Annotated in this window: 12 protein-coding genes; 9 read left to right on the forward strand and 3 right to left on the reverse strand. The window is 57.4% G+C overall.

Going from position 1 to position 14,093, the window contains the following annotated elements; translation table 11 throughout:
• Positions 1-162: 162 nt before the first annotated feature.
• Complete coding sequence (locus QA646_RS20035) at positions 163-1,191, reverse strand: AraC family transcriptional regulator (protein WP_283059997.1); 1,029 nt, start codon at positions 1,189-1,191, stop codon at positions 163-165.
• Positions 1,192-1,565: 374 nt separating this feature from the next.
• Here QA646_RS20035 and QA646_RS20040 point away from each other — a divergent pair, with 374 nt between their 5' ends.
• The 4 genes from QA646_RS20040 to QA646_RS20055 all read left to right on the forward strand — a co-directional run bounded on the left by QA646_RS20040 (position 1,566) and on the right by QA646_RS20055 (position 5,284).
• Complete coding sequence (locus QA646_RS20040) at positions 1,566-2,288, forward strand: LuxR C-terminal-related transcriptional regulator (RefSeq protein ID WP_283059998.1); 723 nt, start codon at positions 1,566-1,568, stop codon at positions 2,286-2,288.
• Between the two features lie 332 nt (positions 2,289-2,620).
• The gene (locus tag QA646_RS20045; protein WP_283059999.1) at positions 2,621-4,297 is read left to right on the forward strand and encodes a globin-coupled sensor protein; all 1,677 of its coding nucleotides are present in this window, start codon (positions 2,621-2,623) and stop codon (positions 4,295-4,297) included.
• Between the two features lie 204 nt (positions 4,298-4,501).
• The gene (locus tag QA646_RS20050; protein WP_283060000.1) at positions 4,502-4,720 is read left to right on the forward strand and encodes a hypothetical protein; all 219 of its coding nucleotides are present in this window, start codon (positions 4,502-4,504) and stop codon (positions 4,718-4,720) included.
• A 291-nt stretch (positions 4,721-5,011) separates the two neighbouring features.
• Positions 5,012-5,284: a hypothetical protein gene (locus tag QA646_RS20055; RefSeq protein WP_283060001.1), complete on the forward strand. Its 273-nt coding sequence runs from the start codon at positions 5,012-5,014 to the stop codon at positions 5,282-5,284.
• 255 nt (positions 5,285-5,539) lie between these two features.
• On the opposite strand, the gene QA646_RS20060 is transcribed toward QA646_RS20055, so the two are convergent.
• Positions 5,540-7,459 carry a HAMP domain-containing methyl-accepting chemotaxis protein gene (locus QA646_RS20060; protein ID WP_283060002.1) on the reverse strand — a complete coding sequence of 640 codons (1,920 nt, stop codon included), beginning with the start codon at positions 7,457-7,459 and terminating at the stop codon, positions 5,540-5,542.
• A gap of 253 nt (positions 7,460-7,712) precedes the next feature.
• Complete coding sequence (locus tag QA646_RS20065) at positions 7,713-8,708, reverse strand: LacI family DNA-binding transcriptional regulator (RefSeq protein ID WP_283060003.1); 996 nt, start codon at positions 8,706-8,708, stop codon at positions 7,713-7,715.
• Positions 8,709-8,976: 268 nt separating this feature from the next.
• Between QA646_RS20065 and QA646_RS20070 the strand changes: the two genes are divergently transcribed.
• From QA646_RS20070 to otnC, 5 genes are all read left to right on the forward strand, one after another.
• Positions 8,977-10,293, forward strand: coding sequence for an MFS transporter (locus QA646_RS20070; RefSeq protein ID WP_283060508.1), 1,317 nt, complete (start codon positions 8,977-8,979; stop codon positions 10,291-10,293).
• Positions 10,294-10,355: 62 nt separating this feature from the next.
• On the forward strand, positions 10,356-11,285 hold the full coding sequence (gene ltnD, locus QA646_RS20075; protein WP_283060004.1) for an L-threonate dehydrogenase: 930 nt from the start codon (positions 10,356-10,358) through the stop codon (positions 11,283-11,285).
• A gap of 3 nt (positions 11,286-11,288) precedes the next feature.
• Positions 11,289-12,065 (forward strand): 2-oxo-tetronate isomerase, encoded by a 777-nt coding sequence (otnI, locus tag QA646_RS20080; RefSeq protein WP_283060005.1) that lies wholly within the window; start codon positions 11,289-11,291, stop codon positions 12,063-12,065.
• A gap of 3 nt (positions 12,066-12,068) precedes the next feature.
• Positions 12,069-13,331 carry a 3-oxo-tetronate kinase gene (gene otnK / locus QA646_RS20085; protein WP_283060006.1) on the forward strand — a complete coding sequence of 421 codons (1,263 nt, stop codon included), beginning with the start codon at positions 12,069-12,071 and terminating at the stop codon, positions 13,329-13,331.
• Positions 13,328-13,966: a 3-oxo-tetronate 4-phosphate decarboxylase gene (gene otnC, locus QA646_RS20090; protein WP_283060007.1), complete on the forward strand. Its 639-nt coding sequence runs from the start codon at positions 13,328-13,330 to the stop codon at positions 13,964-13,966. Before otnK ends, otnC begins: the two co-directional genes overlap by 4 nt.
• The last annotated feature ends 127 nt before the right edge of the window (positions 13,967-14,093 follow it).

Raw genomic sequence — 14,093 nt, forward strand, 5'->3', positions numbered from 1 at the left:
CAAAGCGCTAAAGCGTCGGAGCGAATCTGAAAGATCGCGACGAGCTTTAGGGGATGCCGCGAAGCTGAGTTCGCCAGGCCGAAATCAGCTTCGCGATATCGATCTTGTTCGTGGACGAAGGCGATTGGGAAATCCGCTTTGAAAGACAAGCGTGGAATTGCTTTAAGCCTTCAATGTTTGTGATGGCAGGTACCCAAAGCGCTTCTTGTATTCGGCTGCAAATCGGCCGAGATGCGAAAATCCCCATTTGGCGGCAACATCTGCAACGGTCTGTTTTGGGTCGGAAGCGAGCAAATCATTATGAGCGGCCGCCATGCGCATTTCATGCAGATAGGCCATGGGGCTGGTATTCCTGAACTGCCTGAAGCCCTGTTGCAGGGTTCGAACGCTGACCTTTGCGGCGGCCGCAATATCGTTGAGCGATATCGGCGCAGCAATATGCTCCTGCATGAAGTCGATGGCCCATTTGACGTGGCGTGGGGTCGGGGCCGGGGTAGGGCGTCCCAGTTCGTTCGAATAGCGATGCGGACAGTTCTCGAGAATGAGATAAGTCACGGCGTCGCAAAAAGAGGCCAGAGCCAAGGGCGACTGCCGCAGGGGGCCATCCTCGCGAAGGCCGCGATGAAGCTGCTCGACCAGATGCACCAATGCAAGCCCCGCATCCGACGTCAAATCGAAATGCGGATGGATATCGATCCTGCCGCTGATTGTCCGGTCAAGCATATGGCTCAGGTGGCCGGCGATCTTCGCCTTGTCGATGAATAGACCCAGATGATGACGCGGTCCGAACAGGCGGCCTTCGCCGGGGTCGCCTTCGAGAATGGTGCCGTGTCCAGGAGCCGACTCTATCGAGTTCCGTGGATGGTCGAAAATCGCATGTCCCTGCCTTGGCAAAAAAATGATCATCTTGTCGCTGGGCACCTCCCGCTTGACGGAAAGCGTCCCTTCGTAGGCGCAATCGGCTACGGCTACCGCCCCTGCAGAAAGAAAGTTGCAGCGGAACGAAATGGGACTGTTGTCCAGTGCGGCAACCTTGATCGGCGATCTTGGCGTCGACAATATTTCCGAGAGTTCATCCGGATCAGTACCGCTGAACACGGTTTCCGTACCAAACGAGACACCTCCAATGCCGCCCGTCGCCGGACCTTGGATGGAACCTCCACCGGCACGGGTACGAAAATTCGACGACATTCACAACCTCGAAAGAATGTACTTTATCTTTATAAGTACGTACCTCAAATTTCGCCTCAAGGCGGCGTTCCGGATCATAACCGGCGCTGACAGAGCCTCGTGGATATCCCCAAATTGGGACGAGTAAATGAATGATTCGTTAAGAATAACGACAAGTATGATTAAATTTAATCATATCCACAGTTCTGGTGCCGAACTCGCCGCCTGACAGTGTGCTTAGCGTCTGGTGAGAGCCGTTGAAGTCTGCGCTTTCCCGCTGTCGCGCAGCGCGCCAGTGGATCACTGTTATAACATCCTCCTCTCACGACAGTTAATCTGTTAGTTCTTCGCCGCCAGAATCGGGAATCGTTTGGTTTTTCAAAAAGGGGATTGCGATGGCCTCCGCTGATCGCACGGGCGACTTTACAGGCTACGTTGACCTTTCGTCTGTTCCGGCTGTCCGCAGGCTGCATAAAAACGTGCTCCTCGAGAGGCTGCGGAAGGCCATTTCGTTCGAGTACGTGGCGATTGGCGGCCTGGATCTGGAAGGCTATGAATTCGGCTGCAGCCAGTCGATCGACACCGATATACCGCCGCTCTACATGGACACCTACTTTGCCGAAAAGATGAGTCCCAGAGATCCGTTGGTCATGGCCGGCAAGACAAGGAAGACGGTCTACACGGAAGAAGAAGCCTTCGATTTGGTGCCCCCACCGCAGAGGCTACTTTATCTTTCGCGCGTGCATGGCGTGCGAAACAGGATATTGTTCCCCTTGTGCAGGAACGATGTCGTTTATGGCGCGGTATGTTTCACAAATGCACGGCCGTTTACGCAAGACGAGCGTGACTTCCTATCCATGATGGCCGAACCGCTGCATGGTGCCGTTACCAAACCCATCATGGACAGATTTGCCGCCAATCATCTTCGCCTGACCGGTGGCGAACTGCTTTGCTTGAAACTTGCCAGTCGCGGTTTGACGAGCGAGGAGATTGCCGATCAATCCTGCTACACACCGGAAACGATCAACAGCTATCTCAAATCGGCGACCCGGAAGCTTGGAGCATCCAATCGCGTTCAGGCAGTCGCCGCGGCGATAAGAAGGCATCTGATCGATTGATTCCCGCGCGCGTTTGATGTCTCATGAACCTATCAGCATAGGCGTCGCCCGCTTAGTTGACCGACCTCGCGGCGGTCGCAACCGGCATCCTCTGCTTCCCTTTCCAGCCCCAAAACGGCAGGTTCTGATCAATGGCCGAAAAACGCACGGTTATCCGATGCGCGCGGCGTAAGTCTTGATCGGCTGAGACGTTTACACATCGTTAACCATATGACCCCAAATCCTGGGTCATCCGATGAGGTTCGGTTTGTACCTCTTACCGCCATGAAGGCGGGTTTCGGAGCGCATATCGCGCGTCATCAAATTCGAAACCCGACTTTTTTGGGGGAGCAATGTCGAACCATTCTCATGCACATGCCGATCATCATAAACATCACGGTTCGGCCATTGGGCCGAGTGGAGCATCGTCGAAAAATCAGAATATCGAGCGCCGCCTGGAATTCATGGGCTTGGACGCGGAGGCCCGTACCAGCATTCGCTCGCTGAAGGCTCTGATCGAACGCGAGCTACCGCGTGGCCTGGACAAGTTCTACGCCGAGCTTCGCAAAAGCCCCGAAGTCAAGCGGTTCTTTTCGTCCGACGAGCACATTGCGCGCGCGAAGGGCGCGCAAGTGGGGCATTGGGTGAACATTTCCGACGGCAATTTCAATGAGGACTACGTCGGAAAGGTGCGCACGATCGGCACAGTTCACGCTCGGATCGGACTCGAACCACAATGGTACATCGGCGGCTACGCCATCATTCTCGATCATCTGATCGGCAGTGCTGTCGAGGAGATGTTTCCGAAGGGCGGACTATTCTCGAAAGGACCGATGAAACCTGGCGAATTCGGCAGGGCGCTTGCGAGCTTGGTAAAGGCGGTCATGCTGGATATGGACCTCGCCATCTCCGTCTATATCGATGAGGCCGAGGCCGCCAAACAGAAGGCGCAGGCAGAGGCGATTGCCGCGGAACAGAAGCTGGTATGTGATTGCTTCGGCAAGGCGATGGCAGCCATCGTCCGCAAAGACGTAAGCTATCGCATCAATGACGATCTGCCGGACGCCTATCACGGGCTGCGCGACGATTTCAACAATGCGCTTGCACAGTTGGCCGGCACGATAGGGCAGATCGAGGGTGCCGCGTCGCAGATTCACGGCGGATCGCAGGAGATACGTTCCGCAGCGGATGATCTTGCGAGGCGGACCGAGCAACAGGCATCTTCGATCGAGCAGACGGCTGCCGCATTGGAAGAGATCACGACAACGGTCAAGGATTCCGCTCGACGGGCAGAAGAAGCGGGCCAGCTTGTCGCTAAAGCGCGTATCGGCGCAGAGAAATCAGGTGAGATTGTCCGTCAGGCTGTCGCCGCCATGGGGGCGATCGACAATTCGTCTCGCGAGATCTCGAACATCATCGGTGTGATTGACGAGATTGCTTTCCAGACGAACTTGCTTGCATTGAATGCCGGTGTCGAAGCGGCGCGGGCAGGGGACGCGGGCAAGGGCTTTGCGGTCGTGGCGCAAGAAGTGCGAGAGCTTGCCCAGCGCTCCGCCAAGGCCGCAAAGGAAATCAAGGAGCTGATCAACAATTCCGGGGAGCAGGTCAAGTCCGGCGTCGGATTGGTTGGCGAGACCGGCTCTGCCCTCACGGTCATCGTCGATGAGGTGAAGGAAATCGACCACCATATCGGCGCGATCGTCGAAGCAGCTCGCGAACAATCGACCGCACTGCAAGAAATCAACACGGCCGTCAATACAATGGATCAAAGCACGCAGCAGAATGCCGCGATGGTTGAGGAGTCAACTGCGGCCAGCCACGCCCTCGTTCGGGAGGTCGGTCGCATCACGCAGTTATTGAGTGAGTTCAACATAGGCAACGGCCGGACCTCTGATGTGCAGTCGCGGCACAGGAAAACCGAGTCGCAGGCGTCCCCTTCGCCCGTGCGCGAGCTCAGATCCAAAATCGCCAAGGCCTACTCGACGCACGGCAATGCCGCGATTGCCAACGATAGCTGGGAAGAGTTTTGACCCCTCATACAATCTGCTTTCGATCCCAAAATACCGCCGGAGCCTGAAGCATGATCCCAAAAACTGCGTAGCGGCTTTTGGATAAGATCATGCAAAATCAAAGAGCTAGAGCATGACGATTCGGAGAAAATCGTCATGCTCTAGCTGGCTCTGGCCAGTAATTCTGAGGCAGCATGCCGGTGCGTCTCAATTCATGGAGTTTCAATGAGTACTGTTGTCCCCTTTCCTCTTAACAACGCTTCGGATGCTTTGAGGCTTTCCCGCGACGAGGTCGGCGCACTGCAAAAAATGCTAGATGCCCGTACGGAAATCGAGGATATCCTCAATCGATTGACCGCAATTCACAATGGAATAGCAGCGCTAGCGGCCGAGGAAACCGGTAATTCCTCCGAGGCCAAGCGCAGCGCGGGAGGGACGGCTTAGGTCTGAATATCGAAGGCACGTTCGATGCATGCTGGCTGTCGGAACGTGCCTTCAAGCGATTGCGAAGTTCGCCGGGGGGCGGCGTCCGAACCTGCGTGAGCAGGTGCGTAGAGTGGAAGAACTTCTCTTGATCGCTTCCAGATGTCGACAGTCAAAGCCGATTGATTCAAATGCTCGGTTTTCGCGCAAGCGTTGTTGAAGGTTTTCGCGTTAAGAATCGTCTTTGCAAGACCGTACTTCGAAAGACGATAAAGCCTCAAAAAATTAGTTTGTGAATTCCTCGGGGATGATATGCGAACGGTTCTGGGTGCATTTTCTATCGGCAGCCGTCATGGTGCAACCGTGATCCTGGAGGGGAGGTCAAACCTTCCCATAGGTAAAAAGCTTCGTGCCGCAATCCGTATTCCGGGTCGGGCAATTATCGAAACGACCGCGTATAAGGATTGGCCATATCCAAGGTCGGTTGCCTACGAGGGGTATCTTTTGACGGGAATCGAGAGAGCCGATCTGATCGACGGAACGGCCGTCGAGGTTGAGCTGCTGTCGAACGACAGTCAGATGTGAGAATGCGGTTGGGCTCTGGAGCCGGCGCTCATTGAAAGCCGCGGCAGCCTCTCCGTCGATTCACCGTATGAGGTGGACGAGTTCAAGCTCAATCCTCATGGAATCGTCAGACTTGCGACGAGCGCCGCTGGGTCGACGCAAATAAAATCGCCCCGGTGAAGGCACCAGGGCGATATTTGCGGCAGGTTACTCGTTCGAAGCCTCAACCGTCTTTGGGAGCGGGCCGATCGATCGGAAATAGCAGCAGGTCGTCCATCAGAATTCTTCCCATTCCTTCGCGGCGGCGGCCGTTGCAGCGCTGCGGCCACCGAAGGCGCCGGCGAGCTTCCGGCCAAGCACACGGGCGGGCGAGGCCACGGGCCTGCTGTTATGGCCTGCAGCCCGAGGCGCGGAGACGGTGTTGTCGAGCTTGAACCGAGCGATGAGGTCACGAAGCCTTGCCGCCTCTTGCGCGAGGCTCGATGCGGCGGCCGTCGATTCCTCCACCATGGCTGCGTTCTGCTGCGTGCTCTGATCCATCGAATTGACCGCCGTGTTGATCTCGACGAGTCCGGTGGATTGCTCCTTCGCAGAAGCGGCAATCGAGCTCATATGGCTGTTGATCTGGCCGATAAAGCCGCCGATGACATTCAATGCCTCGCCGGTGCTGTGCACCAGCTTGACGCCACTTTCCACTTCCGTCGACGAATTTTGGATCAGGCTCTTGATCTCCCTTGCCGCCTGGGCTGAACGTTGTGCCAGTTCACGCACCTCTTGCGCAACGACCGCGAAGCCCTTGCCCGCATCACCGGCGCGTGCCGCTTCGACGCCGGCATTGAGTGCCAGAAGATTGGTCTGAAAGGCAATTTCGTCGATAACGCCGATGATGTTGGAGATCTGCTGCGAGCTTTCTTCGATCCGCCGCATGGCCTCTTCGGCCTGCGAGACGACCTCCGCCGAGTTGCGAGCGCTCGAATTGGCCTGGGAGGCGACCCCGCGAGCCTCATCCGTCAGCTTCGTCGAGGAGCCGACATTGGCGGTGATCTGTTCCAGAGCCGCGGCCGTTTCTTCCAGCGAAGATGCCTGCTGCTCCGTCCGCTTGGCGAGGTCCTGGGCACCGGAGGCGATTTCGCGGGTGCCGTTGTCGATTGTGGCGATGCTGTCGGCGATCGCCGAGAGTGCCGTGCCGAGCTGGCGGACAGACTGGTTGAAGTCGTTGCGCAAGGGTTCGAAGTTTTCCGCAAACGCTTCCGTCAATTGAAATGCCAGATCGCCGGCGGCCAAGTGCTTGAGACCGACACCAAGGCGTTCGGAGGCAAAACGCAGTTCTTCGGCTTCCTTCTCGGTGCGTCTCTGCACCGCCGCCCGCTCGGCATCCTGCTGCTCGCGGGTCGCGTGCGCCTCGCGTTCGAGGCGGTCGTTGGTGAGCGCTGCCTGCCGGAACACATCGACTGCGGCCGCCATCGCACCGATCTCGTCGCGGCGGTGGCGATCGGGCACTTCAGCATTGGTGTCACCCGTGCTCAAACGTTGCATGTATGCGGTCATGCGCGAAAGCGGCTTGATCACGCGCAGCAGGCTCAAGATGACGGCCCCGAGAGCGACGAGCATCGCAATTCCGAGAGCCGACAATGTCGTTGCCTTGCTGGTGCCAATTGCGCTGTCGGCACCATCCAGGTTGGATTTGTTGTCGGCAACATTCTTGTCGACACCCTTCTGGATCGCATCCCCGGCCTTGGAGTAGGCCGTCTTGCCGTCTTCCATAATCAATGTAACGGCGTCGCTATCCCGACCTGCATCCTTCAGCGCTTTGGCACGCTGCCAAATCTGCTCATACTCCGCAGACGCGGTAGTATATTGTTGGAATATCGCTCGCTCCTCATCGGTGTTGATGATCGGCTGGTAGGCCGCGATGTCCTTGGCGATTTCCGATTGTGCCTGCTGCATTTCTGCGAGGATTTTTTGTTGGTTCGCACCGTTGGTCAGCATGTATGCCAGTTGTTTGACGCGGAGATCGCCATAGTCGGCATTAAGCTGGCCAAGGATGACCATTGAGGGAACTGTATCTTCCGCAATCGAGCGAGTCGCTCCGCCGATGACCGATAGCGACTGCATAGAAATTATGCCCTGAACGCCGACAATGGTGGCAAGAGCTCCGAAAAGTCCGAATAGCGTCATTCTAATATTGATGTGCATAACACTGCTCGCGCGTTCCTATAGATCAATGGACTCAAAGTATTACCCGCACAGTGGACATCGCAGTTGCGGTTGTAATTTTTAGTTAAAATACGCCGCAATCGAGCCGCGAGTTCCAAAGCGCTTCGCTATTTGTACATGCGTGCGCATAACGGATAGTCTTGGGATATCGCCCAAGATCTCTCGTCGATTTTTCACACGTAATAAGAGAAGAATCACGAATCATCTTCCCGACCGTGACTCGGTGACGATGTTAAGCCGTCTCGCCCGGCACGAGTAGGAATCCGACATCGACCGTCTGAGCTGGCGCATCCTCCAAAAGGAGTTCTGCTGCCAGCCTTCCTATTTCCACACGCCGCGTAAGAATGCTGGCGATGGGCTGCGGGGTGTGGCGGCAGATATCGAGAGCGTTAAAGCCGATGATCGCGAGCCGGTCCGGCACGGGAATTCCCTCGGACAGGCAATGGAAGTAGCCTCCAAGCGCCATGTCATCATTGGAGAAATATACGGCATCAACGTCAGGCGATCGGCTTAAAACACTTGCCAATCCCGCCTTTCCCTCGCTGACAGAGGAAGGGGCATTCCGGATTTCCCGATCTCTTAATGTAAGCCCCGCCCGGTCGAGCTGATCGACAAACCCTTCGAAGCGTTTGGCGCTGCGGGTGTCGCGTTCGATGTCGTGTCCGACATAAGCGATACGTGTATAGCCTTTTTCAATGAGATGAGCGGCTGTAGCCCTGCCGGCCGATCGGTGAGAGAAACCGACAGCGATATCGATCGGCTCTCCATCGATATCCAGCAATTCCAGAACACGGCATCCGGCGGCGCGAAGCAGCTTCCGCGTTCCCTGGGTATGTTCCAGGCCGACAAGCATGACCGCTTCCGGTCGCCACGCCAGAACGGCCGCGACAAGCGCCTCCTCCCGTACCGGATCATATTCGGTAACGGCGAAGACGGCCTGCTTCTGCCGCACTTCAAGCGCCCGGGTAATACCGCTCAAGACATCGGCGAAAACGATATTCGAAAGCGAAGGCACGATGATCGCCACCAAAGGCGTGCCCGTCGATGCCAAGGCTCCGGCGATCTTGTTCGGAACATAGCCAAGCTTTTCGACCGCCGCCATGACGCGCGCGCGGGTTTTCTCGGAAAAGGACCCATGATTGCGCAGCACGCGCGAGACCGTGCTTTCGCCAACGCCCGCAGCGTCCGCAACCTCGGCCAGTGTGATCGGAGTATTTTTCAGGTCCATTTTCCTTCCCCGGCGCGAGTTTTTCGCGAAATGCTCCTGCGAATGCCTCACCGATTTCACCTTATCAAACAAGATATTCGCAAGCCCCTGGGCTCTCCGAAAAAGGCGGTCTTCACAAGCATATTCGGAATGGACTTATTTATTCAATGGCAGCGCTGCCAAAAAATGCTTGGCAGCGCTGCCAAAATTCTTTATAAAGAATGGCAGCGCTGCCAATTATGGGGCGCGGGAGGCAAGACGAACCGCTTTTCATCGGAGGAGGAGAGCAATGACGGTGCTGGATCAGGCATCGGCCGCCCAAGCGGGCGTGTCCGAAGCTTTAGAAAATACTGCTTACAGGAAAGTGTTTTGGAGGATTATCCCCTTACTGATGTTCTGCTACGTGGTTGCATATCTCGACCGCGTCAATGTCGGCTTTGCCAAATTACAGATGTCCAGCGAGCTGGGCCTTTCGGAGGCCGCCTATGGGGCAGGCGCCGGCATTTTCTTTATCGGCTACTTCCTTTTCGAAGTGCCGAGCAATTTGCTGATGAACAAGGTCGGGGCACGGATTTGGATCGCCCGTGTCATGATCACCTGGGGTATCGTTTCCGCTGCTTTCGCATTCACGAGTTCGGAAACGATGTTCTACATTCTGCGTTTCCTGCTCGGTCTGGCGGAAGCCGGCTTTTTTCCAGGGATTATTCTTTATATGGCATCTTGGTATCCGTCCCATCGGCGCGCTAAGATCATTGCGACCTTCATGTCGGCCATCCCGGTTTCCGCCATCTTCGGGAACCCGCTTTCGGGCTGGATCATGGACAGTCTTCACACTTTCCACGGTATGTCCGGATGGCAATGGATGTTCCTGATCGAGGCCATTCCCGCTGTCCTGCTTGGTTTTGTCGTTCTCTTCTACCTCGACAACCGTATCGAAGATGCAAAATGGCTGAACCAACAGGAGAAAGATGTTCTGCGCGCCAACATGGAAGCTGAGAACCGGATCAAGACGGGGAGCCCCAGCAGCCTCGGCGCTACCCTGAGCGACCGCCGGGTGTGGCTGATGAGCCTCATTTACTTCTGCTTCGTGCTCGGCCAATACGGCTTGAACTTTTGGATGCCGACCCTTGTCAAGGCTTCCGGCGTTGTCGGCAATTTCCATGTCGGCCTGGTTTCGGCAATTCCCTACATCTGCACATTCGTCACCATGCTTGTTCTCGGACGCTCGTCTGACCACTTCCGCGAACGTCGCTGGCATCTCGTTGTCCCAGCCATGGTCGCTTGCTTTGGCTTCATCGCCGCAACCATGGCATCGAGCACCGGAATTGCCATCGCGGCACTCTCCCTGGCCGCTGCCGGTGCGATTACCTGCGCGCCGCTGTTCTGGTCCCTGCCAACGGCCTTTCTGGCCGGCACTGGCGCAGCCGCAGGCATTGCGTGGATCAATTCGGTCGGCAATCTTGCAGGTTTCCTGGGACCCTTCATTATCGGTTATCTCAAGGACACTACAGGCAGTAATTCCATCGGTATGTACTTCCTGGCGGCAGCATTGGTCGTCGGTTGCATGGCAACGCTTTCGGTGCCAGCAAAGACGGTAAACCGCTGAATGAGCGCCTCCCCGGCATCAGGCGTCGGGGAGCCACCCGTTGCATCATTAAGGATCATCATATGACTACCCTTCAGGAAAATGCGGAAACGTCCCAGGTGGCGGTGGTAATTGGTCTTGGAGCCATGGGCATGGGCATGGCCCTCTCGCTCAAGACGGCCGGCTTCGATGTGATCGGTGTCGATATTTCCGCAGATGCCGTTTCCCGCTTCGTGCAGGCAGGAGGCCGCACCGCTTCCAGCATCGCAGAAGCGGCAAAAGAAGCCGACATCGTCGTTTCGGTGGTTGTCAACGCGGCGCAGACGGAAAATGTCCTGTTCGGTACGGATGGTATTGCAGACCTCATGCGTCCCGGTTCCGTATTTATCTCGTCGGCAACGATGGATCCCGCCGTGGCCGGCAAGCTTGCCTCGCAGCTCGAGACAAGGGCCGTCCACTATCTCGACGCACCCATTTCGGGGGGAGCGGCGCGCGCCGCCAATGGAGAGCTGACGGTCATGGCCTCAGGCACGAAGGCTGCGTTCAGTGCCGCGCGCCGTGCGCTGGATGCCATGGCCGCCAAAGTCTATGAGCTTGGTGATACCGCCGGCGCCGGCGCGGCCTTCAAGATGATCAACCAGTTGCTCGCCGGCGTTCACATCGCCGCCGCCTGCGAGGCGATCTCGCTTGCCGCGAAACTGGGGCTCGACCTCGACAAGGTCTATGAGGTGATTACCGCATCCGCCGGCAATTCGTGGATGTTCGAAAACCGCATCCCCCATGTGCTCGCCGGCGATTACACACCGCTCAGCGCCATCGAGATTTTCGTCAAGGATCTCGGCATCATTCAGGATATGGCGCGGTCCGAACGCTATCCGGTGCCGCTTAGTGCTGCGGCATTGCAAATGTATCTCGCAGCCTCCGGCGCCGGCATGGGACGCGACGACGATTCTTCGCTCGCGCGCCTTTATGCGCAGCTTTCCGGCGCTTCGCTCCCAGAAAAGACGAGGTGAGCCATGCCTGCTTTCGCCGCGAACCTGACAATGATGTTCAACGAATGGTCGTTCCTCGATCGTTTCGATGCTGCCGCAGAGGCAGGATTCTCCGCTGTCGAATACCTGTTTCCCTATGATTTCAAACCGGAAGATATCCAGGAGCGGCTTCTCCGCAACGACTTGACCCAGGCACTTTTCAACATGCCTCCGGGTGATTGGGCCGCAGGCATGCGAGGGCTGGCATCCCTGTCGGGCCGCTTCGATGATGTAGCCGACGGTGTCACCCGCGCGCTCGTCTACGCCGAGGCCACCGGTGTAAAGAACATTCACCTGATGGCTGGATTGGGCGACCGCAGCGATCCGCAGGCGCAAGTAAACTATCGTCATGCGGTGGAGCATGCTGCTGAACGCCTCGCCGAAAAAGGGCTCAATCTTCTGCTGGAGCCCATCAACGGGCGTAACATGCCCGGTTATTTCCTCAATGATTTCCATGCGGCCGCGCAGATGATCGGTGAGTTCGGCCTTACCAATGTAAAGCTGCAGTTTGATATCTATCATTGCCAAATCATACATGGGGACGTGACGACACGCCTGCGGGAGCTGATGCCGATCAGCGGGCATGTGCAGATCGCCAGCGTGCCGTCGCGTCAGGAGCCCGACAGCGAAGAACTCAACTATCCATTCCTGTTTTCCGAGCTCGATCGGCTCGGCTACACGGGATATGTCGGCTGCGAGTATCATCCTCGCGGTCGAACGACGGACGGTTTGGGCTGGTTCGAACCTTACAAGCGGGGATGATCGATGGGTATTCTTCTTGGCGTCATAGCTGATGACTTCACCGGCGCAACCGACATCGCCAGCATTCTCGTCCGCGAAGGCATGCGGACCGTCATGTCGATCGGCCTTCCCACGCCGGCATTCGACGTTCGCGACGCGGATGCTGTCGTCGTTGCGCTAAAATCCCGTACCACATCGGCAACGGACGCTGTCACGCAATCGCTCGATGCATTGACGTGGCTACGGACGCACGGCGCCGAGCAGATTTTCTTTAAATACTGCTCGACATTCGACTCCACCGCCAAGGGGAATATCGGCCCGGTCGCAGATGCTTTGAGCGATGCGCTCGATGCGAAGGTTGCGGTTGTATGTCCCGCTTTCCCCAAGAACGGGCGGACGGTGTTCAACGGGCATCTTTTCGTCGGCAGGCAACTGCTACAGGATTCGCCGATGAAGGACCATCCGTTGACGCCAATGCGGCGTTCCGACTTGGTCGCGCTGATGGCCGAACAGTCCGTCCACGGCGTCGGCCTCGTTCCTCATGAGGTCGTCTCTGCGGGTGAAGGGGCGATCACGGAAGCTTTTGCCAGGAGCGCAGAGGCTGGACAACGTTACGTCGTCACCGACGCGATCCATGATGATCATCTCCGGGCGATCGGACGTGCCGTGCGAGGCCATAAGCTCGTAACCGGCGGTTCGGCGCTCGCCATGGGCCTGCCCGCCAATTTCGGCATTTCGCCACGCAAGCCGGCGGAACGCACATCCACATCTTCGGCGTCGCCGCGAACGGCCATCCTTGCGGGCAGTTGCTCCGCAGCCACGCGCCAGCAGCTTGCCAGGGCCAGGGCGCTTTGGCCGAGCCGCAGGATCGACCTGGACGCTATAGCCAATCAGCAGCCCGTCGTCGAAGAGACCCTTTCCTGGGCGCAAAGCCAACCGGCCGATCAACCCGTTGTGATCTACGGTTCCGCCGATCCGGCCGAGGTGGAAGAGAACCAGGCGAAATACGGGTCCCAGCAGGCGGGTGCCATGATGGAACATACGCTCGCCGCGATCGCGGAAGGACTCGTGGCGAACGGCGTCAGTCGATTGCTCGTGGCCGGGGGAGAGACGTCCGGTGCGGTGATTTCGGCGCTCAAGGTTCAGGGACTTTCCATCGGCACCGAAATTGCGCCCGGAGTGCCGTGGACGACGACGCTTTCGGATCGGCCATTGCAGGTGGCGCTCAAAAGCGGCAATTTTGGTGGTCTCGATTTCTTTGAACGTGCCCTGGACATTTCCGCATGAGCGAGACACGGATTCGCGATCAGATCGCCGGCTATGCAAAATCGCTGTTCGATCGTGGCTTAACGGCTGGATCGACCGGCAACATCAGCGTCCGCATCGATGATGGATGGCTGATGACTCCGACCGGATCGTCCATGGGAGCCATCGATCCATCCCGCATCGCCAAGCTGGATGAGGCGGGGCGACACGTTTCGGGTGACGCGCCCACCAAGGAAGCGTTTCTTCATCGCGTCATGTACGAGAAGCGGCCGCGCGCGCGGGCAGTCGTTCATCTGCATTCGACACATTCCGTCGCAGTCAGTTGCCTCTGCGGCCTTGACCACGATGATGTGCTGCCACCGCTTACCGCCTATTATGTCATGCGCGTCGGCCGTCTACCTCTCGTGCCCTACTATCCTCCTGGCGACGAAGCCCTGGCACAGGCCGTTGCGGAGCGGACTACCAAGAGCCATGCGGTGCTTCTCGCCAATCATGGCCCGATCGTCGCCGGTACCGATCTTTCCGACGCGGTTTATTCCATTGAGGAACTCGAAGAAACGGCCAAGCTGTTCCTGCTGTTGCGCGGCGAGAAAACCAGGCCCTTGAGTTGCGACGAAACGACCGAGCTGCAGCGGCGCTTCCCCGTCAAGTGTTAGGACCGACCGTCGCACGTTTTAAACTCAGTAAAGTGCTCGGATCAGTCGAGCGCACAGGCGAGACGGTTTTGCCCTGGCGAGTTGATCGTGTGAGATCTCCCATCGTCTGTGACCGCTGGTCATTGAA

This window comes from Rhizobium sp. CB3090 (assembly GCF_029714285.1).
Taxonomy (GTDB): Bacteria; Pseudomonadota; Alphaproteobacteria; order Rhizobiales; family Rhizobiaceae; genus Rhizobium.

Excerpts from the sequence above, each read along its gene's own strand:
- QA646_RS20035 (WP_283059997.1), bottom strand. The coding sequence starts at position 1,191 with ATGTCGTCGAATTTTCGTACCCGTGCCGGTGGAGGTTCCATCCAAGGT.
- QA646_RS20040 (WP_283059998.1), top strand. The coding sequence starts at position 1,566 with ATGGCCTCCGCTGATCGCACGGGCGACTTTACAGGCTACGTTGACCTT.
- QA646_RS20045 (WP_283059999.1), top strand. The coding sequence starts at position 2,621 with ATGTCGAACCATTCTCATGCACATGCCGATCATCATAAACATCACGGT.
- QA646_RS20050 (WP_283060000.1), top strand. The coding sequence starts at position 4,502 with ATGAGTACTGTTGTCCCCTTTCCTCTTAACAACGCTTCGGATGCTTTG.
- QA646_RS20055 (WP_283060001.1), top strand. The coding sequence starts at position 5,012 with ATGCGAACGGTTCTGGGTGCATTTTCTATCGGCAGCCGTCATGGTGCA.
- QA646_RS20060 (WP_283060002.1), bottom strand. The coding sequence starts at position 7,459 with ATGCACATCAATATTAGAATGACGCTATTCGGACTTTTCGGAGCTCTT.
- QA646_RS20065 (WP_283060003.1), bottom strand. The coding sequence starts at position 8,708 with ATGGACCTGAAAAATACTCCGATCACACTGGCCGAGGTTGCGGACGCT.
- QA646_RS20070 (WP_283060508.1), top strand. The coding sequence starts at position 8,977 with ATGACGGTGCTGGATCAGGCATCGGCCGCCCAAGCGGGCGTGTCCGAA.
- ltnD (WP_283060004.1), top strand. The coding sequence starts at position 10,356 with ATGACTACCCTTCAGGAAAATGCGGAAACGTCCCAGGTGGCGGTGGTA.
- otnI (WP_283060005.1), top strand. The coding sequence starts at position 11,289 with ATGCCTGCTTTCGCCGCGAACCTGACAATGATGTTCAACGAATGGTCG.
- otnK (WP_283060006.1), top strand. The coding sequence starts at position 12,069 with ATGGGTATTCTTCTTGGCGTCATAGCTGATGACTTCACCGGCGCAACC.
- otnC (WP_283060007.1), top strand. The coding sequence starts at position 13,328 with ATGAGCGAGACACGGATTCGCGATCAGATCGCCGGCTATGCAAAATCG.